This is a genomic window from Streptomyces sp. NPDC003697, assembly GCF_053587115.1.
On the sequence record NZ_JBSFNN010000018.1, the window covers coordinates 48,522 to 72,312 of the forward strand.

A 23,791-nucleotide genomic window follows, 5' to 3' on the forward strand; every position below is an offset into this window, starting at 1 on the left:
GTCACAGTCCCAACCTGGTGCGGGCGTTGGTCCACGCGTCGGTGCAGTGCCGGGGGGATTCGCCCTTGGCTTGCGCGGCGGTGAACAGCCGGGCGACGTGGGTGTCGGTGAGGCAGCCGCACCGGCCGTGGGTGGACAGCACGGCGAGGAAGGTGCGGTACACGGTCGAGTGGATGGCGCTGCGGGCCTCGGTGATGCGCTGCTCCGCCATTGCGATGCCACGGTGCAGGTAGGCGGGCGTCCGGTGGGGACACTCCCCGCCCCCGGTCAGTGCGGGCACGCTGACGGCCTGCGGTGCCGGCTGGAGCGTGGAAGGCCCCTTCACGGCCAGTGCGCGCACGGCGTCGGGCAGGTCGGCCATGGTGCCGATGCCGGGACCCAGCCAGCGGGCGTAGGCCATCGTGGACTTGATGTCGACGCTCGGCCGTACGGCGTTCACCGATCGCATAGCGCCCTGGTAGATCCAGTGCTCCCCGCGCGTAGTGGGCACGGTCCAGGTACGGGGCAGGGACTGCCGGGCCCATTCGATGGCCCCCGCGTCGTCCAGGTCGACCACGGTCAGCCCGGCCCCGCCGGGGTGGTAGGCGACCGCCACAGCCTGCCGCCACGCTGTGGCCCACGAAGGAGAGGTGAGCGCGTGCGGGTCGGTGGTGGCCGCTGCCCACCCGTGACAGGGCGCCGGGCACGTGCAGGGGCCGGGAGTCTTCATGTTCGGCCGCCCGCCACACGCGTTATCGACGCAGCGGTCGCAGTTCCCGAACGGCACCTTCCCCTTGCGGAGCGGCAGGACAGGCAGGCCGGTGGCCGCGAGTCGGGAAGCGGTGTGCAGGTGGTGGTTCATGCTGCGCTCCTGTCGGTGAGCAGCGTCTGGCGATGGGTGGGGATCGCGCTGATCACACGGGTGCGCCAGTTGAGGGCGTAGTCGATGCAGTTGGCGCAGTTCTTGTGCGTGTGGCCGGGCAGGGGCGGGCGGCGGCGGGCGTGGGAGCTCCAAGCGGCAGAGTCCGCAGAGGCGAGCAGGTGAGCGACGCGTTCCAGGCCGAGGATCTTGAAGCCGAAGCCATGCAGCTTGAAGCCGCGCGCGGCCATCGCGGTGACGATCGCCGCGCCCTCACGGGTGGACTGCAACCGGCACACCGACCCCAGCCCCACCACGGGCTCACGCCGTAGGTCGACGCCTTCCCTCGCGTACAGCTCCACGCACCGCTCGTACTCGGGGATGCTGCGGCCCTGCAGGACCGGGGCGATACGTAGGTCGGGGGCGAGGGACCGCAGCTCGAGGAAGTTGGCCACGGTGCGACGCTGGTGTTCCGCGACGCTGAGGTGGGTGCCGACGAAGTGCTGTCCGTGGAAGGTGCCGCCGTGGATGATGGCGTCCTCGCACATCCAGTCTTGCTGTGCTGCCCAGTCGTAGGGGCCGACGTGCTCCCAGATGCGGCGCAGGTCATCGACGTACTTGCGGGGTGTGCGGGTCCAAGTGCCCTTGTTCTTCAGCTCCATAAATCCGCCGGAGTCGATCGCGTAGGGCCCCTGGGCTTGGTCCCACTTGACGGCGCGGTCGAAGTGCTCGGACTTGAGGAACAGCGGCACGTCGGTCAGGCGCAGCCAGTGCCGCTTGTGGGTGGTCAGGTAGAAGCGCATCCCGCTCATGGCGGGAGGTCCCGGCGGTAAGGCTCGCGGGAGGGAGGTGGGTTGGGTCATGCTGGGTGTCTCCAGTCCTCTTGCTGGGTGCTGGGTGAAAAGGGCGACCCTGTTCCGCCAAGAACGCGGGGTCGCCCTTTGCCTGTCGCCGTTGAAAGGGGGCGCCGGGTGTTAATGGGGGCGGCTATGGTCGCGGCATGACGACGACGGTTGATCTTGTGCCGGGTTTGATTACGACGCGCGATGCGATCGCGGCTGCTTACGGCTGTGGCACGTTCCAGGGCATCGAGCCGGCCGACGAGGCGGGCAAGGTGTTCGTCTACTCCGACCCGTCCGCGGGTGAGGAGTACGGCTACACCTTCGACGGACGCGCGGAAGACGACGAGTTCGGGCCGCTGTACCTGTACACCGGTGCCGGCGCCAAGGCTGACCAGAAGCCGTCTGGCCGCAACGGGTCCCTGCTGAGCGCTGCTGAGAAGAACCGTGAGATCCATCTGTTCGTCGCGCACGGCAAGGTGCCCGGTAGCGGGGCGATGCGGCAGCGTTACATCGGCCAGATGGTGTTGGACCCCGTCAAGCCGTACGAGGTGCGGCGCGGCCCCGGCAAGGACAACGTGATGCGTAACGTGTTGGTCTTCCGCTTCCGGCCGGCCGAAGGCACGACGCCGGCGTGGACGGCGGCAGACCGTCTGCCGCCCGCCACACATACGGACATCGAGATCACGCAGCCCGTGGTCACGATGCCGGGCCCGGTGGTGCTGCCGCAGCAAAGCGGAGTCAAGGTCAAGAAGACCGAGCAGCACAGCACCACGGTGACGGTCGCGGACATCCCTGCCGGGCAGCGCAAGGTGCTGCGCCGCGAGGGTGAGTTGGTCGAGGAATTCCAGGAGTACCTGGCCGCGGCGGGACACAAGACCCACAGCTTCCAGATCACCATCAAGGGCGAGCCCGGCGCGCTGACGCCTGACCTGTACGACGCCACCGACCACGTGCTGTACGAGGCGAAGGGTCTGACGACCCGGATCAATGTCCGCATGGCCATCGGGCAACTCGCCGACTACCGCCGGCACATCCCTAACCGGGAGGGCCTGCGCGTCGCCGTGCTTCTGCCCAGCGAGCCAACCGCGGACATCATGGACCTCCTCAGCGCGGAAGGCGTGGCGCTGGTCTATCAGACCCAAGATGGTTTCGCTGGCTGGCCGCTCGCCTAAAACCGAACTCAGCCGCGGAAGTGGTTGCGCTTGATCACGGCTTTGCGGATGTTGACCGTGGTCCCGCCGCGGTGGCCGCTCGCGCTGAACAGCTGCACAGCGATCCATCCGCCGAAGACGACGGCGGCCAGGATGACGAGCTGGCCGATGAACGCGGTCAGTGCCGCGATGAACGAGGTGAGCAGGAGCAGCCCGCCGCACACGGCGAGGAATCCGACGCCCCCGAGGGCGACGTTTACGGCCGTGCGGGACACGGCCGGCTTGCTCGCGATCGGTTCGGGCTGAGCCGGTGCCACGGCGTAGCCAGTGATGACGCGGCCGTCCGGCAGGACGACGCTCGCCACGGTCGGAAGGAGGCCCGGCTGGACGGGGACGACCGGCGCGGCGTGCACGGCGGGGGTGATCGGGGTCGGGTGGTGGACCACGAGGGGCGCGGTGTGGTGACTGGTGGGGTCGTTCACGGCCGGATGTCCCTTTCAGTTGCCGAGGGTGGACAGGGCGTCGGCGGATGCCTGCACGAGGTTGTGGATCGGCTCGTAGGCGCCGGTTCCGGCGGCGAAGAACCCGAAGAGGAACAGCACGAGCGCGGCGCCGCCGCCGGCGGACTTGGTCTTGACCGCGAATGCGGAGGCGGCGCCGAACAGCAGCACGGCGGAGATGTTGAGGATCATCGGGACCCTTCCGGGGTGTCGGTGCCGGCGCGGTAGATGCGCGCCCAGCGGTTGTAGAGCCAGCGGCCGGTGCGGATGCGTTTGCCGGTGGCGTGGCAGCGGCGGCAGTCCTTGCCGCGCTTGAGGCGTCCCTTGCGGTCGGTCTTGAGGGCGTGGCCCATGCCATGGCAGCGGCGGCAGTCACCGAACGGCGACACAGCACACACGCTGCCGTAACCGACTGTGATGGTGAGCAGGCAGGTGATAGCGAGCAGGGCGGGGGTCATGTGGGGCCCTTCCTGGCGGTTTTTGGGGTTTGCGCAGGTGGGCCGCTATCCGCTAGCGGCCTGATCGGAGGCGGTTTGGGGCGCTAGCGGGGCCGCTAACGTTAGCGGGGGTTGCCGCTATCGTTAGCGGTCCCGGAGCCTTAGCCCGCGTCCCGCTTTCCGTCACGCTCCGCGATCGCGGTGGTGATGTGGGAGCGGTCGACGCCGCGCCGGTTGACGACCTTGCCGTTGACCCGGCGCCCGACCTGGATGGTGGACACGCCATGTGGCTTGAGGGCGGCGGCGAGCGCATCGGGGTCCCAGCCGTCGTAGACCTCGGGGCGCAGGTCCGCGAGCCGGGCCACGATGGTTTCCGACCACGCCTTGGCTTCCTCGGCGGGCACGACCGCGAGGATGTCCGCGAGCAGGTCATAGGCGGCGCCGGTCGGCTCGGGCGCTTCTCCGAGGGCGTGTCCGGCGAGCAGTCCGGCCTTCTCGCGGACGCGGCGGGCGCGGACTGCGATGGCTTCGGCGCCGCCGGCGTCGACGTAGACGGAGCGGACGATGCGGGCGTCGGAGCCTTCGCCCACGAAGTAGTGGATGCCTTTGTCTCCCCAGGCGAACATGGTCGCCCGCACCCCGCGCTTGTAGGCGGACGTGCCGAGCACCATGTCGTTCTCCAGCTGGCCCATCACCTTCAGGCACCACCGCGCGGAGGCGTTTGCGCTGATGCCGGTGGGCAGCGACTTGGCGTCCGGGCGCTGCGTGGCCAGCAGGACGACGATGCCGGTCGCGGGGCCGCGCTTGACCAGGTCGGTGATGATCTCCTCGAACTCCTTGCCGTGTTCGGGGTGCTCGAAGAGGACTTGGCATTCGTCCACGCCGACCACGATCGGGTGCAACCCGAGGGAGCGCTTGTCCGCGAGCGCGGACGTCACCTTGGACTCGGGGCAGATGTCCCGGGGCAGGGAGCGGATCACCTTCGTGCGGCGGCGCAGTTCCTCGCGCAGTGCCCGGAAGTCGTCCAGCGCGTATTGCACGGGTTCGTCGTCGTCGCCGGCGGCGTGTCGGTAGCCGACCGCGTTGCCCACCGGGTCAAGGTCGCCGGTGCCTTTCATGTCGTAGGTGTGCAGCTCAGCCCGCGGATCGAGAGCCGCGATCAGCAGCAGTAGCCGCAGCAGGAACGTCTTGCCCATGCGCGGGATGGCGCCGATGACGCCCGCGATGTACATGAGGGTGACTGCCACCCAGCGTCCGCGCTGGTCGGTGCCGTAGGCGACCGGCTTGAACAGGTCCACTTGCCCGGACTTCAGCAGCGGCCACGCCGGCTGAGATGCCCGGGACATGTCCTGATCTCCGACCCATAGCACCAGGTGCCCGGTGTGCTCGTCGGGGACCGCTTCGGGCCACACGCACCCGAGCGGGCGGCGCAGGCCGGAAGCGAGCCGCTCGCGGCGTTCGATGATGTCCGTCACGGTCACGCCGTAGGGCAGGTTGCCTTCTGCGCGCCAGCCGGGGCCGTCGCGGGTGATGGGGGCCGTGAACTCGAACCCGTCCCGGCCCTTGCCCTGCGCCTGGTTGATCGCGGGAATACCGAGTGCCCCAAGGGCCCTCAGGACGATGTCGGACGTGAGCTTGGTTGCTTTGGGCAGTTCCACCGCCCGGTGCACGACCGGGGCGTCCGCCTTGCGGCCGGCGGCTCCCAGGGCGAGCACGACCGCGCCCACCGAGACGGCTTGCAGCCAGCCGGGGGCCAGCACGTACAAGGCGAGCGCCAGCCCGAGACCGACGAACATCGCGAGCGCGGCGACCAGGGTCCGCAGCCGGACCCGCCCGTCACGCTGCCGAGACAGCTTCAGGTACTCGGCAGCGTCCTCGCGGCGCACGGCGGCGAGCCGGACCGGCTCGCCCTCACGGTCGGCCACCCACCGCAGCGTGCCCCCAACGAACTTCGCGGCGCCAGCAGGGCCCTGGAGGGCGAGCCGGACGGCGTAGATGGGGGCACGCAGCGCGTGGTATCCAGCGGCGTGGGCGTAGTGGCGGGCCACCCACGCTGCGGCGGTGCGCAACTCAGCCACGGACTTCAGCCAGATGGGCACGACCGGGCGACGGCGGGCGCCAGCGAGCCGGCCGAGGTAGCCGGGACCGGACGCCGCGGGCGCGGACTGGTCGACCATGACCGGCGTGCCCGGGTCGGCCGGTTCGCGGGCGACGCGGGCCTTGTCCAGGTCGACCACGTCGGCGCCCTGGTCGGCGGCCATCTCGGCTTCCAGGCGGTTGAACAATTCGTGGTCGTCGTCGGGATGCTTCACTGAGACTTCCTTCTCTCGCAGAGGGAAAGCGGGGCCCGGTCCGTCGCTGTAGGAGGTGAGCGGACCGGCCCCGCCGTATGCGGTGGTGTCAGGTCATGCACCAGCCGGAGTCACAGCCGCTGTCCCACTCGTCGAAGGGCAGGGTGTCGACTCCGTCGGGGATCGCGGCCCGTAGGGGCCGGTTGAACCGGGTCAGCCAGACGTGGTCTTTGCCGAGTTCGTCGCGGCGGCGGTTGAGGAGTTCTTCGAGCTGGCACGCGCGCTCGAACAGCTCGGGTTCGTCGCGGCGCATGTCGTGCCAGGTCTCGGGCCGGTGGAACGGGCAGAACCAGCACGACGACTTCGGCGGCACCGGCAGGCCGGCGGCGCGGATGATTCGGGCGCAATCGATGCGTCGGACGCCGCGTTCCAGCAGCGGGTATTCGATGCGCTCGTGTGGTTCGCAGCGCCGGTTGTTCGCCCGGTGGATCTCGTCCAGGCTGATGCCGATGCCGACGGTGGCCGGCGCGTCCTTAGTGGCGCCGCGCCGTTTGAGTTCGTCGGCGATCACCTTGATTTTGAACTGGGCAGTGCAGGAGCGGGTGCCGGGGGCCCCATTCGACATCCGCACCGGAATCTGCAGCGACCGCGAGCCCTCCCGGGTGAGGTCCTGATACAGGGTGCGGACCTCCCCGGAGCGCATCATCACCCGGTCCAGCACGACCAGCTCCAGGCCGTGCGCTTCGGCGTAAGGGATGGCGTACTGGCGCAGGTAGGCGAGGGTGCCGGGGTGCTCGGAGTCGTCCCCGACGTTCGCCATCAGGAAGGTGCGGTAGTCCAGCTCGCCGGTGGCCGCGAGGACCAAGGCGGCGGTGGACTGGACACCCCCGCCGAAGCTGAACGTCTTCACCGGGTCTGTATTCATGCCGCCCCCCGGCGTCCGGAACGGCGACCGGTGACCGACCCGAGCAACCAACCCAGGCGGGCCCTGCGGGGGCCGGACTGGCCGGACCGCTTGGCCGCGTACATGGCTTCATCGGCGCGGCGCAGCAGCGCGGACAGGTCCTCGCCCGGGTGGTCGGCGGCCCGCACCCACCCCAGTGACACCGTGGTGTGCACCTCCGGGGCGGCGTCGACCGGCCGGGCCAGGACGCGGGCGAGGACGTCCAGCCGCTCAGCGGCCGTGCCGTCACGGTCGGTGATCACGGCGGCGAACTCATCTCCGCCCAGCCGCCCGACGACACCGTCGGGGGTGCCGTGGGCGAGCCGGGCGGCGACCGTGGCGAGCAGCACATCGCCGGCCGCGTGGCCGTGGGTGTCGTTGATCTGCTTGAAGTGGTCGACGTCCGCCAGCACGACCACGGCGCGCGGGTCGCGCAGCAGGCGGCGGGCCCGCCGGGTGAACGCGTCCCGCGTCCACAACCCGGTGAGCGGATCACGTCGGGCGGTTGTCAGCCGTCCGTGCAGCCAACGGGCGTGCACCGCCCAGCCGATGGCGGGAGGCACGGCCGGTAATAGCGCGGCGAGGGTACTCACGCGGCCACCCGCTTCCACGCAGCCCGCAACCGGACCTCGGAGGCGGAGTGGCCGGCTGCACGGAAGCGAACAGCCATCTCCCGGTAGGACAGGGGCGGCGTCTGGCTGTGCCGGATGTCGTGAACCAGCGTGTCCAGCGCGTCATCCGACAGCGCGGGCGTCCCCGTCTCCAGCGCGGGCACCGGCTCGGTCGGGCCCCAGACGGGCAGTTCCCAGCGCGGTGTGACGCCGGGCGTGACGGGGGTCGTCACGCTGGTCAGCGCCCTGCCGGTCTCCTCGCCCCTGCGGGCGGTCTCCAGCGTCGACCAGGCACCCGCGAGTGTCCGTGAGGTCTTGGCTTGGACGCGGGCGACGCGGGCACCGGCTTCCGTCACGGCCGTCAGCCGCGTCTCCTCGGTGGCTGCTTCCGCCCGCAGCCGTGCGCGGGCCACGGCCGCTTCGTCGCGCGCCTCCTGCTGGATTCCCCGGATCGCGTCCAGCGCGAGCGGGGTGAGCGCGGTGCGCTCCCACAGGCTGTGCACGAACCACAGGGCCTTGGCCGCGATCGGCAGCCACGCCACGGCCAGCCACGCACCGGGGGAGTGGTCAGCGGTCAGCGCGTGTGCGACCAGGACGCCAGCGGCGAGCAGACCGAACGACCAGCCCACCGCCGTTACGATCTGGTTGTGGTCACCCTGCGCGGCGATGCGGCGTTCGTAGGCCAGGGTGGCCAACCAACCACCGTCGATGCCGAGACCGACGACCAGGGCGACCGGCCACGGCACCGCCGCCCCCAGCCACATCACGACCACCCAGAGGGTGAGCACCATCGACACGGCCGTCATCGCGACCGCCGGCAGAACCGTCTTCGCCCTCACAGCGCGCCCCCCGCCCGCCCGGCAAGGGCACGGTCGGTCTCCGGCTGGTCGGCGTAGGCAGTCAGGACGATGACGGCGCCGGCGAACGATCCCTCAGCCGCGAGCACGCGCGTGCGTCCGTCGCTCTGGGTGCGGGTGTCGACCGCTTCCGGGGCGATGCGCAGCGCGGTGCGCCACTGCTCGAACGCGGCCAGGCTCTCGCACGAGGTGTCGTGGAAGATGAGCCGCAGCCGGTCCGGGTAGAGCGTGGACAGGTCCACGTCGGGAGCGGGCAGGTGCGGGAAGTCCACGGCCAGCAGTCGCAGCGCCCGCAAGGGGACCGTCAGGTCGTCCAGCGTCATGCCGCACCCCCCATCGTAATCAGGGCGGCGAGGATGAGCAGGGCACCGCCGGCGGTGGTCAGGTCGACCGCACGGCGTAGGCAGGTGAACTTGGTGACCGCCAGCCGGGACAGCCCGGCAATGTCAGCGGCCATGTCCCGGTCCACGGCCGCCGTGATCTCCTCGGCCGTGAGCGTGGCCCACAGGGGAAAGCCGTGCCGGCCGGACAGGTTCGGCCGCACCGACCGCAGCAGCAGACCGGCGGCGCCGACCAGCAGCGCCATACCGGCGCCGCCAGCGACGTAGGCGGGGACGTTGAGGGGGAGGTCGCGGGCGACCGTCCAGGCGCTGGCGAGGACCGCGCCGACGAACGCCAGCAGCAGCGCCGTTTTCGCGTCCGTTCGCGCGATCTCCGCCTTCACCTCAGCGTGGGCGGCGGTCAGGTTCTTCTCCGTCGTGGTGCTCACGCGGCACCCCCCGACTGTTCCGTGCTGGCCGCCCGGTTCAGCAGGGCGACGCGAGCAGCAAGCGCCCGGCGGCGAGCCCGGCGGACGCGACGGGCATCCAGCTCGGTCGGGGTGCGGTCGAGGGTGACGATGTGCGCGTCCAGCAGGTCGACGTCCGCGAGAATCACGGGCATCTCGGTCTCGATCGCGTCCAGCTCTGCGTCGGTCGGCTCGCGCCAGTCGGCGAACGCGGTAACAGCGTCCTGAACAGTAACGATGGGATCCATTGGGTCTTGTTCCTCTCGCATAGGAACGGCCCGAACAGCGCCCCCGGTGTTCCCGCACCGGGGGCGCGCGCCGTTGAAGTCGGAACATCCGGCTCCCCTCGGCGCCACTCGTACGAGACGAGCGGCGGAGGCAACCGGCCGCCACGGCGAACCTGGCGGAGAGATTGATGTGCGCGGCGATCGCTGCCGCGCGATCCGTCTTTTCGACTCGGGGAGACGGGGCCCACCTATGCAGTTCTCAAGCGATGACTGGCGGCGGGGCTCCCTCGTGGACGACAGAGCTATCCCGAACCAGCGCAGCTAGCCCTCATTCGAAGCGGGGCGGCCTCGCATGCAACAGACTGGACCGGTGGACCGGTCCAGTCAAGCTCCTGAGCGGCAACGAATGACGGTGCGTCAGTAAACGCGCATGTCAACGCCACTACCCAGTCGAAAAAGCTGGACCGGTAGACCGGTCCAGCTAGGTGATGTCGGATGCGCGGCTACATCGCATAGGTGTCGATCTGCTCGAAGAGCGAAGACGGCGTCACGCCCTCTTCGCAGACCAGAGGGCGCCCCTGCTCATCCTTCGCCGTGTGGAGCAGGACAGCAACGGCCGTACCTGTCGGGACACCCAGCCGCTCGGCCTCCACCTCCGTGGCGAGGCGCACAGTTGTGATGTCCACGCCTTCAACTGGGAACCGCCCTGTCTGCCTACGAACATAACGCGTCGTACCTTCGGCGATCGGTGCAGTGTCGGCTAGGCGGGGCGCGGCCTCCGCGATCTCAGGAGGGAACCACGCCTCCACACAGCTATTTGCGGTGCCGTCCGGAAGTTGAAGGACCCGGACCCGCCTTAGGGCCAGCACTCCGTCAGCGAGCCCCAGTGCGACGGCGACCCGCGATGGGGGCTCGGCCCAGTCTGGCGTCCCGACCCGCTTGAACGGCATGCCCCCTAGGATGCGCGCTGACCCCGCGCGCCGGGCGCCGGCAGGTCGCGCGACGGGAGTTTCCGTCACCACGAAGCCGGTGCCTTGCTTGGCGACAACGACGCCATCATTCCGCAGCACGTCCACGGCCTTGATGGCGGTGGCGCGTGACACGCCCCACTGCTCGGCCAGGTCGCGCCCTGACGGGATAACTCCCCCGGGAGGGAACTCACCAGCGGCAATACGGACGCGCAAGGACTCGGCGATCTCTTCGTACTTCAGGACTGCCATGCCATCCTCTATTCCGCCCACTGGACTGGTCCACCGGTACACAGGATACTGCGAGCATGTCGAACCTCGAATTGGACTCCTCCGTCATGCGGTTCTACGGCGAGACAGTGAACGAGGACAGCCGCCTGCGAGTCTCGGCAGACGGGCGCATGGAACTGGTCAGAACGCAGGAGCTTCTCCGCCGCTTCATGCCCCCCGCGCCGGCCCGCGTGCTCGACGTGGGCGGAGCGACCGGGGTTCACGCAGAGTGGCTCGTGAAGGATGGCTATGAGGTCACCCTCGTAGACCCCGTCCCCCGCCACGTCGAGAGTGCGTCGGCCGTCTGTGCAGCGGTCCTCGGTGACGCCCGTGACCTGCGTGAGCCAGATGGCAGCTTCGATGTTGTGCAGCTTCTCGGCCCGCTGTACCACCTCCCCGATCCGGCCGACCGCGCCAAGGCGCTGTCGGAGGCGTGCCGTGTCGTGAAGCCGGGCGGCCTGGTAGCCGCGGCTGCAATCAACCGCTACGCCTCGCTCTTCGAGCACGTGACGTACGCCCACCTGCATAAAGAGCGGATTCACGACTCCGTCTCCAAGATTCTTGAGACGGCCACTTACGACGGCGTACGCGGTTTCACTGTCTCCTACTTCCACCGAGCCGAAGAACTGGTGGCTGAGCTGGTCACGGCCGGCCTGACAGGCGTGCAGGTCTTCGGTATCGAGGGGCCCGCGTGGTCACTGGTCAAGGCGGCAGAGCAGCAGCCGGGCGAGGGGCCTACGGACGATCTGATTGCCTCCGCCTTGGCCGCCGCGCGCATGGCGGAGCCTTACCCCGAGCTGCTTGCCGCCAGCTCGCACCTTCTGGCCGTAGGCACGGCTCCGGCCTGATGGCTGGTCACTATTGGCGTACGCCTGCAGTGGCGTACAACGATGACCGAAGACGCCTGGCATGACCTGCACCACGTGGCACGGCCCCCTCCCAGGCTCGGCCTTCGGGGGCCACCCTCTGGCCAAAGTGAGCTTTCAATCGTCGCGGCAGCCGGAAAATACCCGGTCAAAGGCGTTCGATGGCATTTGGGTAACGTTCTTGAAAACCGTCGTGCTCTTTGTCGAGTCTCAGCTGATGATTGACAGGTTGGCGTCGGGTGATGCTTGACGTCTTTCCTAGACGATCTTCCGGCGATTGTGTTCGCCGGACTTGCGGACCACCACCTCCTTCCTGGTGACACGGGGGACGGTGGTGATCAGCTCCTGACCGTGGAAGACACGGATCGTTTTCTCGCCCAGGTGGGCGGTGACGACCTGGTGGGCATAGCCGCGGCCGAGCTGGACGCGTTGTCCGGCGACCATGAAGCCGCCGACACTACTGACCGTCCGCTCGGCGATCTGCTCGGCGGGCGGTGGCAGCTGGGGAGGCGGCCCGGCCGGGCGGCCCCCTTGCAAGCGCCCGCAGGCCGAGGCCGGCAGCGGGCTGGGCAGGGTGGCCTGCAGAACACGCTGCTCGTTGAGGACCTGCAGCACTTTGCCGTCGAGCCGGAGCGTGACCCGCTGTCCGGCGAACGGCCAGCCGATCAGGACCTTGTCACCGCCCAGGCCGACGTAGCCGACCGCGTTCACGGTGCGGTCCACCTCCACCGCCCCCTTCGTGTCCTGCGCCGGGCCGGGGCCGTCCGCCCATGGTCCGGCTGGACGGGCGCCTCCGCCTGCCAGCAGGGCTTTGAGGTCCCGGCCGGACAGCTTCGAGGGCAGCGTCTTGTGCCGGCCGCCGCCGATCAGCACGTGCAGGCGGTTCACGTCGATCCGCAACGTCACCGTGGTCCCGGCCAGGGCCGGGCCGAACCAGATCTGCTGCCCGCGCAGGCTGAGGTTTCCCGACGCGGGCACCACCCGCTCCAGCTCGATCGCGCCGACCTCGCCCTCGGTCATCGGCCAGGAAACCGGCTCGGGCGGAGGCACCGGGACATCCGGGCTCGGGACCGGGTCGAGGCGGGCGGGCAGGACCACCGGCAGCGCGTCCTGCTCGGACCGCGGACGGGGGACGAACCGGCTGGCCGGGACGGCCATGTCCAGGGCCTGGTGCGGCCGCATCCGGTTGTAGTCCTCCAGCCAGGCATCCACCACCGCCTGCGCCGCCGCCAGATCGGCGAACGGATCACGCCGGTCGAGGAGTTCACGCCGCAGGGTCTGGTGGAAGCGTTCGATCTTCCCCGTGGTCGTCGGGGACTGCGGGCGGGTGAGCCGGTGGGTGATGCCGTTCTCCCGGCAGATCCGGTCGAACATCGTCTCTCCCGGCTTGCCGGGACTGAAGCGGGCGGTGAACTGCTTGCCGTTGTCCGTCAGCACCTCCTCGGGCACTCCGAACCGCACCAGTGCCTCGCCGAAGGCCGAGCAGACCGCCCGGGCTGTGGCCCGCTGCACCACCTTCGCGATCACCATGAACCGGGAGTGGTCGTCGATGCCGGTGACCATCTTGCACTCACTGCCGTCCGCCAGCAGGATGCCGCCGACGATGTCCATCTGCCACAGCTCCATCGCCGCCGACCGCTCCCACCTGCGGTAATCCGACCGGCGACGCTTACGCACTCCCGGCTCGACCAGACCGTTGCGGACCAGGACCCGATAAACAGTCGCCCGGGACGGCACCGGCGTGACGCCCCTGCCCTCCAGCTCATGCACCAGCCGCCGCGGACCCCACTCGGGATGCCGGCGCCGTAACTCACACACCACCGCCTCCACCTCCCCGGCGATCCGGTGCGGACACGACTCCGGCCGGTGCGACCGGTCCGCCAACCCCGGCAGACCCGACTGCTCGTACTTGCGCACCCAGGAGTGCACCGACTGCCTCGACACCCCATACCTGGCCGCTACTTGAGTGACCGGAACCCCCGCGGCGACCTCCATCACCGCGTGATACCGCTGCTCGACCACGCTCAGCCCCACCAGCACGGCCCCGGCCCTCCCTGCACGCGGATACGACGCGCACAGCCAAGCCGAGGCAAGCGGTGTCAAGCATCAGGTGAAGCCACAACGTCAAGCATCAACCGAGACAAGACAAACCGTCGTGCTCTTAGCGCGGTACAACCTTCTCTACTTCGTCAAGGGCCGGACCGCAGCGTGCTCTAGCCTGCCAGCCTTGCGTCGCGACCATGAGCACGCAAGCGGCGTATCGATAGGCTGTGGGCTTCTCAGCTGAGTCTTCCTCTAGCGCTCTTCACGCGTTGTTGGCGGATTGCGCGGGCGAGGTTATTGCGGCAGGTCAGAGTGTGGGGGTGCTTGGCGCCAAGGACCTGCTCGCACTGGGCCAGAGCGGTTTCGTACAGCGGAATAGCCTGGGCAAAGTAACCGGCGGACGCGTATGCAGCGGCTAGATTGTTTCGCAGAGTCAAGGTGTGAACGTGAGTGTCACCGAGAATCTGCTCGAACTGGACGAGGCTCTCCTCGCCCAGCGGAATAGCTTGAGCAAATTTTCCCGCCAGTCGATATACCTCGACCAGATTATTGCGTGAGACGAGGGTGTCGGTATGGGTCTCACCAAATATTTGCTTGCACTGGGCGAGAGCGGTCTCATACAGCACAACGGACCGGGGGAGGTCGCCAGCCATTCTGTAGGCCTCGGCTAGCCGCCTGCAGGAGGTAAAAGTACTGACGTGAGTGTCGCCTTGAGTCGCACTGGATAATGTCAGGTCAGATTCAAAAAGTGGAATGGCCTGGGCTAGGCGGTCGGTCATCGAGTAAGCGTGAGCCAAGTTAACACGGCTAGTCATCGTATAGCGATGGGTGCTACCCAATACTCGTTCACAGTCAATAAAAGACGACTTCAGTATTTCAATGGCCCGGTTTGGGTCGCCATCTTCCATGTAGGCGCATCCAAGATTAATTCGACTGAGCAGAGTTGTAGGATTTACGTTACCCAGGATCCTTCCGAAGTCGGCGCAGTTATCCTCGAACAAGCTGATTGCCTGGGGCAAGTTGCCGCTCGAACTATAGGCCGATGCGAGGTTGTTGCGACAGTTCAAAGTTTGGGGGTGGCTACCCCCGAGAGTCTCCTCGCACTGAGACAAAGCTTCCCGGAGTGCACTGAGTCCCTCGGCCACCCTTCCTGACTGAACATATTCGGTAGCCAGATTGATGCGGCTAAGTAGGGTATCTGGGTGGGTGTGACCCAGAAGATCTTCACGCTGGGCGAGGGTGTTTTCGCAGATATTTATTGCCCTAGTTGTATCCCCGGCGGACGAGTAGGCATGCGCGAGGTTGGATTGGCTGGTTAGAGTCTCCGGATGCATCTCGCCGAGAATTTTGATACGTTCGGTGAGGGTTTCTTCGAGCAGTTGGATGGCTCGATCCAAGTCGCCGAATTCCTCATATGCGAGCGCGAGATTGTTGCGACTTGTCAATGTCAGAGGGTGGGTCTCGCCGTGGACCTGTTCGCGCTGCGCAAGGGTGGACTCAAGTAGTGGGATGGCTTTCATCAGGTTGCCAGCCAAGCGGTATGCGCCAGCAAGATTATTTCGAGTGAGCAAAGTGCCGGGGTGGGTTGCTCCAAGGGCTTTTTCGCTCTGGGTTAGAGTCTTCTTATACAACGGGATGGCTTGAGCTAGATTGCCAGCCGACTCGTAAGCATGGGCAAGGTTGTTTCGGACGTTGAGAGTGTTAGCGTCGGTGTGGCCGAGTCTCTTCTCACTCTGGGTGAGAATGGACTTGAATAGAGAGATGGCGCGGGGAAGGTCGCCAGCTGTTTCATATGTGCAGGCGAGACCATTTCCGATTGTCAAGGTGGTCGGGTGGGTGCCCCCGAGGACCTCCTTGCTTTGAATAAAGGCAGTTTTTAGGAGCGGAAGCGCTCGTTGCAAGTCGCCAGCCATCCAGTAGGCGGCAGCGAGATTATTTCGGCCTACTAGGGAGTGGGCGTGGGTGTCGCCCAATTTCTCCTCTGAGTGGGAAAGGGTGGCTTTGTATAGAGGAATAGCGCGAACCTCGAGACCTTGACTGTGCAGATACTCTGCCGCGGTCTCGTACAGTGCTGCCGTGGGCTCATCTATTGGTCCAGGTGGACTACTTGAGGCCATGGCGATCAAATGTGGCAATAGGATGTCCCATTGCCGTGCAGATCCGACCACTGGTTCCGGCAGGCTCGCGAGGGCGCTCGTAAGTGCCTTTTCGGCTTCTCGACGGCCTACTGGGTGACGGTCACGTTCCCCCAATGCGGAGCGACGCAGGACAGTCTGGACGAGGCGGTGGACGCTGACAGTGTCCCGAGTGACGTTAGCCAGACTGTAGGCACGCAAGAGGCCGATGGCTTCGTGCAGATCATCGTTGTCGGCGTCAGCCGCTGTCAGCAACGTAATGGGGACATCGTCGGGGGCGAGCCAGGCCAGGGTGTATAGGGTGGTGACTGCAAGCGGGTTGCGCGCAGTCAGGGCTCGAAGGCTCTGCATCCAGATGCTGGCAATGGTGCGTTCGGGATCGATGCCTTCGGCAGCTTTATCCAGCTTGGTATCCAAGCGTCGGCGGTACTCGTCGATGCCGACAGTGGTGTGCTGTTGCAGGTAAGAGCCGGCCTGTTCCAGGGCCAAAGGTAGGTAGCCGAGATCAGCGGCGAGGGCGCGCGCGTCCCTGAGCTGGTGCGGATTGGCTGGAGCGCCATCCAGAGCGTAAGTGCACACCAACTCAGTGGCTTCATCTGGCGCAAGAACGCCGAGGGAGTAGGTGCGGTTTGTGGGAGGCCAGCCGATAGCGCGGCGGCTGGTGACGAGGTGATGCCCGGCATTCATGGAACCGATGTATGGCCGGAGGTCGGTGGTGTCTTCCACATTATCGAAGACCAGCAGCCATCCGGGGTGCCATTGGAGCCAGGTCATCGCCCATGCGGCCTGTTCGCTCTGGGATGCGCTGCTGGCCCAGCTTGGGTACAGCCGCAAGGCGAGGTCTGCGAGTGACCGTTCAATGCTGGCCGGGGAGTCGGCGGTGATCCACCAGACGAGGGTGTAGTCCTGGCGGTGCCGGTGCGCATAGGCAAGGGTCAGTGTCGTCTTGCCGACGCCGCCGAGGCCGTGGACAGTAGGAATCTGCCTGATCGCATTCTCTCCATCATCAGCCAGGGTGCGCCGGATCCAGCCCAGGGCGCTCTCGCGGCCAAGGCACAGCGATGGTGGGGAGAGGTTAGTGAGACCAGGCGGAGCCTGGATGTCGCGGGTCGTATTTAGGACTTCGCTGGGCAGTACGGTCACGTCGCCGGTCACGGCGGTCCCGATGGTATTGGCGGATACCGCTCTTGAACCTGAGGCCTGGAACTGGTTGGTGGTCACTGGCCGGGGCGGTGGCCGTCGCCAGTGATGGCCGTGGTGATGGTCTGGGCTGCGATCGCCCGCTCTCCAGACGCGGTGATAGTCACGGGACCGGTCGCTGGCGTGGGCAGCAACTCGGTGAGCTCCCTTCGAAGCTCCGCGTCCTCGCGTAGGGCCCGCTTGACGCACTGGCGAAGTGCAGCCGCGGCATCCGCGTCCTCGAGGTTCTCAGCGGCGTCGTGCACCGCAGCTTCCATCGCGGCCTGTTCGGCTTCTCCTCGGCGGCGCCAGACGACATGGAAGATACGGCGTCCCAGGTTTGCGGTGGCATCCACCGCGGTGCTTTCTGCGCGCGTGAGCACTGCACCTCCGTAGGCACCCAGCGCCGCCGTGAGGTACGGGCTGGCCTGCTCCACCAAACCCACGATCTCCGCACTCATCCCGCAGCCCCCTCGCGTGTCTCTGCGGCTACCAGGCCGCCACGATGCAGCGTAGATGTGACAGCAGCGGTACTCGAAGGGTTTCAGCGAATGCGCTGCGTAGGGCCAACGGCGTTGGAGCGCCGACCAGGGTTGCTCCCGCCGTCGCCAGAGCGCGCATGGGGTGCTTCACTGCCCGAAGCGTAGGCACGTTGAGCAGCGAGCAGCACTTGTCGTTCCCCCCATGCGTCCCCCGACGACATCAGTTTCACGGGAACCCACAGGTCGCAAGAGTCGGACTGGGCCCGCTGTAAACCTGCTGCCGAGCCGAGCCAGGGCGACGGGTGCCGTGCTCACTCAGGATTAGGAGCGCGCACGGCTCCAGCCCGGTGGTGCATCAGGAGCGGGGGTTTGGATAGGCGCCGAGGAGGTTGGGTACGCCGCAGGCGGTGGCGAGGAGGTCGGCGTACGCGGTAAGGACGCGACTGGTGTCGTTCACTGCGGTGCGGAGGTGAGCGGCCTTGTCTCAGGCGCGCTCGTGGTCGCAGCGGGAGCGGTCCGCGGGCCGGCGGCTCTCCCCTGGCGAGCCGCACCGGTTCGGTGCGGCAGCGCCGTCGCGTCGACATGCTCAGTGCGCGGCTGTGATTCCCTGCGCGCGCCGGGTGGCCAGGATGTGCAACAGCGCAACGAGGGTGCCTGACCCCCATCAGCTCATCGCGAGCCATGAGCCCCGGGACGTCGGCGAGGGGAACCCACTCGATGTGGCCCGCTTCTTCCTGGTCTGTCGGTGAACCGACCTTCTCGGCTCCGTGGCCGACGAAGATCTCGTGGGGCGAATCGACCATGCCGACCATGAGCTGTTAGCTCACGACGTGTTCCAGCGTCTTCGGACGCCACCCGGTCTCTTCGACCACTTCCCGCAGCGCCGTATCCAGCGGTTCCTCGCCAGGGTCAACAATGCCGCCCGGGAGCTCCCAGCCGAACTGTTGGGGGACGAAGCGGTACCTCCACATCATGAGAACGCGGTCTTGGTCGTCCAGAACGGCGGTGACGGCCATGGTGCAGCTTCACCATGTGATGCTCAAACGACTTCATGCCGGGTGGCTCCACGTCCCAGAGCTGAAGCTTCACCCACGGTTGTCGTACAGGTCGCGCTCACCGTGGATGCGCCACGGCTCCACTCCTTCCGGCCGCCCAACGCTCACCGCGCCCGGCACCCGATACGAACTACGGCCCCGTACCTCCAACGCACCTTCGGCAACGAGACGGGCCAGCACTTGCCGCAGTGCCGTCCGACCGATGCCAAGTTCTTCGACCAGCGCACGTTCCGAAGGGAGCTTGTCTCCAGGGGCGTACTCGCCAGCTGCGAGCCGCTCACGAAGCGTGTCGTAAACCTTGGTCGTCTTCGGTCCCATCCGCGGAGCACTCTCTGAAGTGGTGCGTACCAGCGTAGCGGGCCCGACTGTGCTAGCCCGGCCCCGTGAGCGATGACCGCCCTGCCGCACGTAACCGTGAGCCGTGGCCTATACCTGATCAACCTGACAGGTACTCGAGTACTGCGGTCACAGCCGCGTTTCTCATCTGCCTTGCGCGCTTAGTTCCGACATAGTAGGCACGCTTGAATGCCTCCTCGTCCGACTTCAATACTTCCCCAATCGTACGGAAGCCCAGTTCCTCCAATTTTTCACGCTGGAAATTGGTTATATCGAGGTACTTGATCGGCCGCTCAAGTTGTGCTTCAAGGGCCTGATTGCCAGTCGAGTTAACCGCGTCTAGCGAGAACTTATCGATCGGCCGATAGGAGGGATGGTTCGCTCCAAACTCAACCATTCGTTTGACGTAGAGGTGCTGCCTGACATTCTGTCCGAACTTGATCGGCTCGGCATCCTGTGAGAACAGGCACCCGAGATTCACCATATACCTGGTCCCGATTTCTCCCCTGGTGGCACGCATACCAGAGTCACCTTCTTGGACGATCCCGCTGTAGCAGAGAAGTCGAAGTGCTTCTCGTACGGCCTGAGGTGCGTCTCGATGGATCCAGAAGAAGGAGGAAGTCTGCGACGATCTTCCAACGTTCCTTGCGTGGAGAGTGGACAGAACCGTCTCTTCGATGAAGGTTCGTCCCCAGTCGATTAGTTCGCGATGTCCTGGATAGCGCTCAGCTAGATTCGAATGCTCACGCCAGATGTCTCCGCGGTAGTACTCGCGGATCGTTTCCTGCGTGTTTCTGCGGTTGAACGGGGACCGCATTAGCAAGGTCTTGAGAAGAATTCGAGGATTGCCCGCCGCGGCATAGGCGAGAGTATCGAATACCTCCCCATTTGGTTCGATCTGCTTCTTTAGCGCTCCATCCTGCTTATACACGATCGACCGCATCGCTTGTGCATACCCAGGATCAGTGACTTGGCGATCAACCGAGAGTACCGTAGCATCGTGCGTGGGCTGGAATGCGTGCCCGTATGACGTTGCCCCTGGGTAAACGGCGGCCTTTACCGTCAGATATGGACTCCGCACGTCACGCATAAGCGTGAAGAATTGACGTTGCTGTTCGGGAATGAAGACGTGTGCCGCCTCGTCAACGAACAGGACAACCCTTCTGATGCCTGTAAAGCGGCAAAGGTCCTCTACCGCGTCACGCAGCACTTCCGGATCCGGTACCGAAACCGGCAGTGATTCCTGCTGCTCATGCTTCCAGGACGACTCGAAGATCGCCTCTACCTTCTCCATCCCGGAGTAGTTTCCGATAGCGGCAGTGCCTTGGATAGCGGTGATCGCGGATCCGCCGGGGAGGGTCAAGCCGAACGTGGAAGCGGCGCGGAGGATGCTGGTGCAAAGCTTAGCCATCATCCACATCAGGAAGCTGTCGGGCGTGTCTTGCCGAATTAGACCTGCCTGGGCAAAGGTGACGTATACGGGAAGCACCTTCCGGGAGGGAAATTCCTCCTTTATCTCGGCCTCGGCGGCGCGCATGAGGAATGATTTCCCTACTCCGCGGCTTCCCTTCAAGACGACCGGCGAGCGACCCTTGAGGGAATCAATAAGAGAGCGGTCGGTCTCGGTTTCTACCAGGAGATCGAGAATTTCCTCAGGAGGAATGTCTTCAGTTCGATAGACGATTTCAGACTGCAACTTCAAGCCCCTTCCACGGGAAGTCCGAGAGTCCCCCGGACAGACTTCAGGTGAGAGAACCAGTGTTCCAGGCTGGCGCCGAGTGCACCGCCGTCAGTCGGTAGAAATTCAACGGCGTAGCGGCCGTAGAGTGCGAAGAGTACGGCCTGTGCGGCGTTTCTCCCTGTTGCAGCCCAGTCAGTCAGAGACTCCTGCGAGAAGCTAAGATTATGAGGGACTGTCTTTGTGACGGCCAACTTGCCGTGAATGAATTGGGAGCAATGACGATATGATTTCGCTGCCATTGCTGCATAGTTCTGAGCTTCATTCACCCCTTCAGGTAGGAATTCTTGCATGAATTTGGGTGCGAGTATTCCCTTTTCTTCGTCGAGCGCCTCTGACCAAGAGAAGTCTCGCCTATCTGAAACCCATTGACGGCGATGCAGTTCGTTGGCGGAAAAATAGACTGCCGCAAAGCTGAGTTCCAGGAATGTCCTCAAGCCGCTGAATGCCAGCCTATAGAGCCCGGAGCATGCCGCATAGGTGGCAAAGCCTAGTTCTCGGCGGGCATCAGCTATTTGCTGCGCCTCAGGTCGCCCCGCCATGCGTGCTTCCCAAAGCCCGATATCCGCTTCCAGTTGCAAGATTTCTCCGAGTGTTGTGCTGCACTCGGATGTGGACTCGCGAATCACGTCACTGCTGAGCTGGGATAGATGGAGGAAGTGACCGAGGATACCCTGTCCCCCGTCGTTCATTTTCGGCATAGGTCCCCCCGACCTTTGGTATGCACAGGATGCCCAACGGGGTACGCCCATTGGGGGAGACACTCTACTGCCTGAGTGACTCGGCGCACACTGCTCGAAGGCCTATTGCAGCCTTAACGTCCGGGGCCCTGGGCACGTCCTTGTGAGGCGACAGGAAGACGGCATGGGGCAGCGCTCGGCGCGGTGGCGGTTGCATCTCAAGCGCATGGTGAGCTGGGACGCGTTGCCTCAGCGGTCGGCTGTGGGGCGCACGCGGAGCTCAGGAAGCCTTGGCGACGTTCGTGCTGGTGGGCTCTTTAAGCGTGGACCGGGCAGCGTAGCTTCTCGGCGTGGCGAGGGTAGAGCGGCGCTGCGGCTTAAAGTAGCGATCCAGATCCGTCTGGTCACCTGGGCTTGCTTGCGCAAGCAGGCCCAGGTGACTGTCTCGGACGTCAGGACGCCTTGAACCTGATGATGCAGGGGTTCGCCGAGCGTCTGTCGGCACTCAGCCCGGCACCGCTAGGCAAGCAGAGCCCTCGGTGGCGGGAGAGGCGGGTCAGCCTGCGTGAGCAGGTACGCTCCGAAGCCCGCCAGAATGTTGACGAAGTACGGCGCGAGGTCGAGCGGTACCGCTTCGTCGATGGCAGCAAGCACGACGCTCACCAGCACCAATGCGGCGAGGGCCTCGGTCACGCCACCGGGGTCGTAGTTGTCGTGCCGCGGCTCGTTGAGGTTCACTGGCATAAGCATCCCTTCGGGGTTGTCTGGGATGGGGCCGCGGACTGTTCGCTGCAGGGTGCGGCCCCATCTGCTTTGTTCGCGCGTAACCGCACGAAGCCGAGATCGCGTTGAGCGTCTTGCGCTCCTGTCGTCAGGCCGTGTCGGACCCCTCTCCGTTAAGCCGAATGACCTCAACGTCCACGGCGTGGCACAGATCGATCAGGTCTGTGCGTGGACGCGGGGGTAAGTAGCGGGGTGCTGCAACCCTGCTGTTCAGGCCGGGTTTTTGCGTGGGCGACCACGCCGTGCAGTGGCTCTTAGGCCTAGATGGCGGAGGGTAGATGGTGACGCCAGGTTGCTGAACGAGCTGTCCGCGGTGCTCAGCAAGCGGAGCAGTCGCTCGGTCGCGGCCTCGTAGTTCGTGCGAGCCCCACCGGTGGTCGTCGGCGCCCATCCAGCAGTGCCGTCGTCGTGCCGGACTTTTTCGAAGCGCACCAGGGTTCCATCGAAAACCGGGTGCACTGCCTTTCCGTCGTTGTTCAGTTCGTAGGTTGCGCGGTGCCATTCCAGCGTGGCGAGGGCATCGATCACCTTGGGTAGAGGCACTCCGCAGAACCGCGCCGCTCCGAGGGTGCCACCGATGGCGTAGAGGCCGGCGGGTGCGCCGTGGAGGTAGGCGGCGCGGAACTGCTTAGGTGTCAGCTCGCCGCTCTGGAGCTCTCTCCAGCCCGGCATGCGGCCATACGCGTAGTCCAGCACCTCGACAATCTCATTGACAGCGACGTCCAGTTCTTCATCGAGGCTCCACTCGCTGTCACAATGCTCCTCCAGCACCTTGCGGAGGTTCTCCTCGCGGGCGTCGGGCGTCCGGTCCCTGAAGCCGATGTAGACCGCTGCGGCGAATCCTCGAACATGTGCGGTTGAGTACAGAGCGCCCTGGCTAGCGGAACTGCTCAGGTAGACGAGTCGTTCGGGGGCATCGGTGAACAGCCGTGCGTTGCGGCCGACTTGCACACCAAGGCGGTTGGCGTAGGAAGACTGGTCAAGTGCGGCGATCAGAGCCGGAGAGATCGGCTTCGTCTGGCCGGCGATCACAAAGATCCGATTGACCTCGTTGCGGTCGCTTTGTACTAGCACTTGGATCGGAACGGAGCTCCGAGCGAGCTCTTCCTTGGCGTCGGTGGCGTTGCCATCCATGACGCTTTGAAGGGCCGCGAGGGTGTGCTGTCCGTTTTGGGTATGGGCGATCGCATCCCGGTACATCCTGAACTGTCCCAACTCAACCGGGCCGCTGGTGCGGGCCCGCGCGCGCGTCCACTGGTATGTGGGGGCCCCGTTGAGTTCCTCTGGGATGGCCAGGGTGATCATCTGGATCGGGGTGTCCGGCCGCTCTGTCAGGCCGGCAGCGATCCTGGCCACATGCTTCGTGTCGAGAGGGCGGTTGCCGTAGTCGTCACTGTCCAGGCTGAAGTTGTTCCGTACGACTTGCCCCAGTTCCTTCACGAGGCGCAGCAAGTCGGGCACCGGCAATGTGAAAGTGAAGGTCGGCATTTTGCCGACCATTGTTTTGAACGCCAGCGTCTCAAATGAAAACGAGCGCAAGTCAAACGTGTCGATGTCATCGAGACTGGTTTCGTCGTTCACTGGTCCTCAAATAATCGCCTGGCGAATTTATGTTGGCTTGCCTGGCCTCGTTGTGTGATGGACGGTAGCGCACGGTGATCTCGGCTCGCAACCGCGTGCCTGATTTGCGGCGAAAGTTCGTTTCGGGTGTGGGGTGTTCCAACGGCGTCGCGGCTGGACCGTCGCGGCACCGGCCGCGCGTTGAGGGCGCC

22 protein-coding genes and 1 pseudogene are annotated in these 23,791 nt (G+C 65.9%); 2 read left to right on the forward strand and 21 right to left on the reverse strand.

Going from position 1 to position 23,791, the window contains the following annotated elements; translation table 11 throughout:
- Position 1: 1 nt before the first annotated feature.
- Both ACWDNY_RS10335 and ACWDNY_RS10340 read right to left on the reverse strand, forming a co-directional pair.
- Entirely contained in the window at positions 2 to 841 is an 840-nt protein-coding gene (locus tag ACWDNY_RS10335; RefSeq protein WP_451645303.1) for a DNA primase, read from the reverse strand.
- Positions 838 to 1,650 carry a deazapurine DNA modification protein DpdA family protein gene (locus ACWDNY_RS10340; protein ID WP_451645304.1) on the reverse strand — a complete coding sequence of 271 codons (813 nt, stop codon included), beginning with the start codon at positions 1,648 to 1,650 and terminating at the stop codon, positions 838 to 840. Before ACWDNY_RS10340 ends, ACWDNY_RS10335 begins: the two co-directional genes overlap by 4 nt.
- Before the next feature lie 188 nt (positions 1,651 to 1,838).
- On the opposite strand from ACWDNY_RS10340, the gene ACWDNY_RS10345 reads away from it, so the two are divergent.
- Positions 1,839 to 2,852, forward strand: coding sequence for a hypothetical protein (locus tag ACWDNY_RS10345; protein ID WP_451645305.1), 1,014 nt, complete (start codon positions 1,839 to 1,841; stop codon positions 2,850 to 2,852).
- An 8-nt stretch (positions 2,853 to 2,860) separates the two neighbouring features.
- Here ACWDNY_RS10345 and ACWDNY_RS10350 read toward each other — a convergent pair whose 3' ends face one another.
- The 11 genes from ACWDNY_RS10350 to ACWDNY_RS10400 form a co-directional block, all read right to left on the reverse strand.
- Positions 2,861 to 3,313 carry a hypothetical protein gene (locus ACWDNY_RS10350; RefSeq protein WP_451645306.1) on the reverse strand — a complete coding sequence of 151 codons (453 nt, stop codon included), beginning with the start codon at positions 3,311 to 3,313 and terminating at the stop codon, positions 2,861 to 2,863.
- Positions 3,314 to 3,328: 15 nt separating this feature from the next.
- Complete coding sequence (locus tag ACWDNY_RS10355) at positions 3,329 to 3,523, reverse strand: hypothetical protein (protein ID WP_451645307.1); 195 nt, start codon at positions 3,521 to 3,523, stop codon at positions 3,329 to 3,331.
- Positions 3,520 to 3,789: a hypothetical protein gene (locus ACWDNY_RS10360; RefSeq protein ID WP_451645308.1), complete on the reverse strand. Its 270-nt coding sequence runs from the start codon at positions 3,787 to 3,789 to the stop codon at positions 3,520 to 3,522. Before ACWDNY_RS10360 ends, ACWDNY_RS10355 begins: the two co-directional genes overlap by 4 nt.
- A 140-nt stretch (positions 3,790 to 3,929) precedes the next feature.
- Positions 3,930 to 6,080 carry a cell division protein FtsK gene (locus ACWDNY_RS10365; protein WP_451645309.1) on the reverse strand — a complete coding sequence of 717 codons (2,151 nt, stop codon included), beginning with the start codon at positions 6,078 to 6,080 and terminating at the stop codon, positions 3,930 to 3,932.
- Between the two features lie 88 nt (positions 6,081 to 6,168).
- Positions 6,169 to 6,984, reverse strand: coding sequence for a phosphoadenosine phosphosulfate reductase (locus tag ACWDNY_RS10370; protein ID WP_451645310.1), 816 nt, complete (start codon positions 6,982 to 6,984; stop codon positions 6,169 to 6,171).
- On the reverse strand, positions 6,981 to 7,595 hold the full coding sequence (locus ACWDNY_RS10375) for a GGDEF domain-containing protein (protein ID WP_451645311.1): 615 nt from the start codon (positions 7,593 to 7,595) through the stop codon (positions 6,981 to 6,983). Before ACWDNY_RS10375 ends, ACWDNY_RS10370 begins: the two co-directional genes overlap by 4 nt.
- Complete coding sequence (locus ACWDNY_RS10380; protein ID WP_451645312.1) at positions 7,592 to 8,452, reverse strand: protein spdB; 861 nt, start codon at positions 8,450 to 8,452, stop codon at positions 7,592 to 7,594. Before ACWDNY_RS10380 ends, ACWDNY_RS10375 begins: the two co-directional genes overlap by 4 nt.
- Positions 8,449 to 8,793: a hypothetical protein gene (locus ACWDNY_RS10385; protein ID WP_451645313.1), complete on the reverse strand. Its 345-nt coding sequence runs from the start codon at positions 8,791 to 8,793 to the stop codon at positions 8,449 to 8,451. The genes ACWDNY_RS10380 and ACWDNY_RS10385 overlap by 4 nt, the downstream gene beginning before the upstream one ends.
- Positions 8,790 to 9,239, reverse strand: a complete 450-nt coding sequence (locus tag ACWDNY_RS10390) for a Pycsar system effector family protein (protein ID WP_451645314.1) — start codon at positions 9,237 to 9,239, stop codon at positions 8,790 to 8,792. Before ACWDNY_RS10390 ends, ACWDNY_RS10385 begins: the two co-directional genes overlap by 4 nt.
- Positions 9,236 to 9,505 (reverse strand): DUF6284 family protein, encoded by a 270-nt coding sequence (locus tag ACWDNY_RS10395; RefSeq protein ID WP_451645315.1) that lies wholly within the window; start codon positions 9,503 to 9,505, stop codon positions 9,236 to 9,238. The genes ACWDNY_RS10390 and ACWDNY_RS10395 overlap by 4 nt, the downstream gene beginning before the upstream one ends.
- Positions 9,506 to 9,987: 482 nt before the next feature.
- Entirely contained in the window at positions 9,988 to 10,704 is a 717-nt protein-coding gene (locus tag ACWDNY_RS10400) for a GntR family transcriptional regulator (protein WP_451645316.1), read from the reverse strand.
- A 56-nt stretch (positions 10,705 to 10,760) separates the two neighbouring features.
- Here ACWDNY_RS10400 and ACWDNY_RS10405 point away from each other — a divergent pair, with 56 nt between their 5' ends.
- Entirely contained in the window at positions 10,761 to 11,570 is an 810-nt protein-coding gene (locus ACWDNY_RS10405; RefSeq protein ID WP_451645317.1) for a class I SAM-dependent methyltransferase, read from the forward strand.
- A gap of 276 nt (positions 11,571 to 11,846) precedes the next feature.
- On the opposite strand, the gene ACWDNY_RS10410 is transcribed toward ACWDNY_RS10405, so the two are convergent.
- The 8 genes and pseudogenes from ACWDNY_RS10410 to ACWDNY_RS10445 all read right to left on the reverse strand — a co-directional run bounded on the left by ACWDNY_RS10410 (position 11,847) and on the right by ACWDNY_RS10445 (position 23,600).
- Positions 11,847 to 13,616: an IS481 family transposase gene (locus ACWDNY_RS10410; RefSeq protein ID WP_451645351.1), complete on the reverse strand. Its 1,770-nt coding sequence runs from the start codon at positions 13,614 to 13,616 to the stop codon at positions 11,847 to 11,849.
- 251 nt (positions 13,617 to 13,867) lie between these two features.
- Entirely contained in the window at positions 13,868 to 16,987 is a 3,120-nt protein-coding gene (locus tag ACWDNY_RS10415) for a tetratricopeptide repeat protein (RefSeq protein ID WP_451645318.1), read from the reverse strand.
- Positions 16,984 to 17,406, reverse strand: a complete 423-nt coding sequence (locus ACWDNY_RS10420; protein WP_451645319.1) for a hypothetical protein — start codon at positions 17,404 to 17,406, stop codon at positions 16,984 to 16,986. Before ACWDNY_RS10420 ends, ACWDNY_RS10415 begins: the two co-directional genes overlap by 4 nt.
- 607 nt (positions 17,407 to 18,013) lie before the next feature.
- Positions 18,014 to 18,800 (reverse strand): annotated as a pseudogene (locus ACWDNY_RS10425) (GntR family transcriptional regulator).
- Between the two features lie 118 nt (positions 18,801 to 18,918).
- Positions 18,919 to 20,514, reverse strand: a complete 1,596-nt coding sequence (locus ACWDNY_RS10430; protein WP_451645320.1) for a hypothetical protein — start codon at positions 20,512 to 20,514, stop codon at positions 18,919 to 18,921.
- Between the two features lie 2 nt (positions 20,515 to 20,516).
- Entirely contained in the window at positions 20,517 to 21,257 is a 741-nt protein-coding gene (locus ACWDNY_RS10435; RefSeq protein WP_451645321.1) for a hypothetical protein, read from the reverse strand.
- Between the two features lie 498 nt (positions 21,258 to 21,755).
- Complete coding sequence (locus tag ACWDNY_RS10440; RefSeq protein ID WP_451645322.1) at positions 21,756 to 21,974, reverse strand: hypothetical protein; 219 nt, start codon at positions 21,972 to 21,974, stop codon at positions 21,756 to 21,758.
- Positions 21,975 to 22,229: 255 nt separating this feature from the next.
- A complete protein-coding gene (locus ACWDNY_RS10445; RefSeq protein ID WP_451645323.1) occupies positions 22,230 to 23,600 on the reverse strand; it encodes a DNA sulfur modification protein DndB in 1,371 nt (456 codons plus the stop codon).
- Positions 23,601 to 23,791: the final 191 nt, after the last annotated feature.

What these genes read in the sequence shown, in the direction of transcription:
- ACWDNY_RS10335 (WP_451645303.1), bottom strand. Translation starts at nt 841, where the DNA reads ATGAACCACCACCTGCACACCGCTTCCCGACTCGCGGCCACCGGCCTG.
- ACWDNY_RS10340 (WP_451645304.1), bottom strand. Translation starts at nt 1,650, where the DNA reads ATGAGCGGGATGCGCTTCTACCTGACCACCCACAAGCGGCACTGGCTG.
- ACWDNY_RS10345 (WP_451645305.1), top strand. Translation starts at nt 1,839, where the DNA reads ATGACGACGACGGTTGATCTTGTGCCGGGTTTGATTACGACGCGCGAT.
- ACWDNY_RS10355 (WP_451645307.1), bottom strand. Translation starts at nt 3,523, where the DNA reads ATGATCCTCAACATCTCCGCCGTGCTGCTGTTCGGCGCCGCCTCCGCA.
- ACWDNY_RS10360 (WP_451645308.1), bottom strand. Translation starts at nt 3,789, where the DNA reads ATGACCCCCGCCCTGCTCGCTATCACCTGCCTGCTCACCATCACAGTC.
- ACWDNY_RS10370 (WP_451645310.1), bottom strand. Translation starts at nt 6,984, where the DNA reads ATGAATACAGACCCGGTGAAGACGTTCAGCTTCGGCGGGGGTGTCCAG.
- ACWDNY_RS10385 (WP_451645313.1), bottom strand. Translation starts at nt 8,793, where the DNA reads ATGACGCTGGACGACCTGACGGTCCCCTTGCGGGCGCTGCGACTGCTG.
- ACWDNY_RS10395 (WP_451645315.1), bottom strand. Translation starts at nt 9,505, where the DNA reads ATGGATCCCATCGTTACTGTTCAGGACGCTGTTACCGCGTTCGCCGAC.
- ACWDNY_RS10400 (WP_451645316.1), bottom strand. Translation starts at nt 10,704, where the DNA reads ATGGCAGTCCTGAAGTACGAAGAGATCGCCGAGTCCTTGCGCGTCCGT.
- ACWDNY_RS10405 (WP_451645317.1), top strand. Translation starts at nt 10,761, where the DNA reads ATGTCGAACCTCGAATTGGACTCCTCCGTCATGCGGTTCTACGGCGAG.
- ACWDNY_RS10420 (WP_451645319.1), bottom strand. Translation starts at nt 17,406, where the DNA reads ATGAGTGCGGAGATCGTGGGTTTGGTGGAGCAGGCCAGCCCGTACCTC.
- ACWDNY_RS10435 (WP_451645321.1), bottom strand. Translation starts at nt 21,257, where the DNA reads ATGCCGAAAATGAACGACGGGGGACAGGGTATCCTCGGTCACTTCCTC.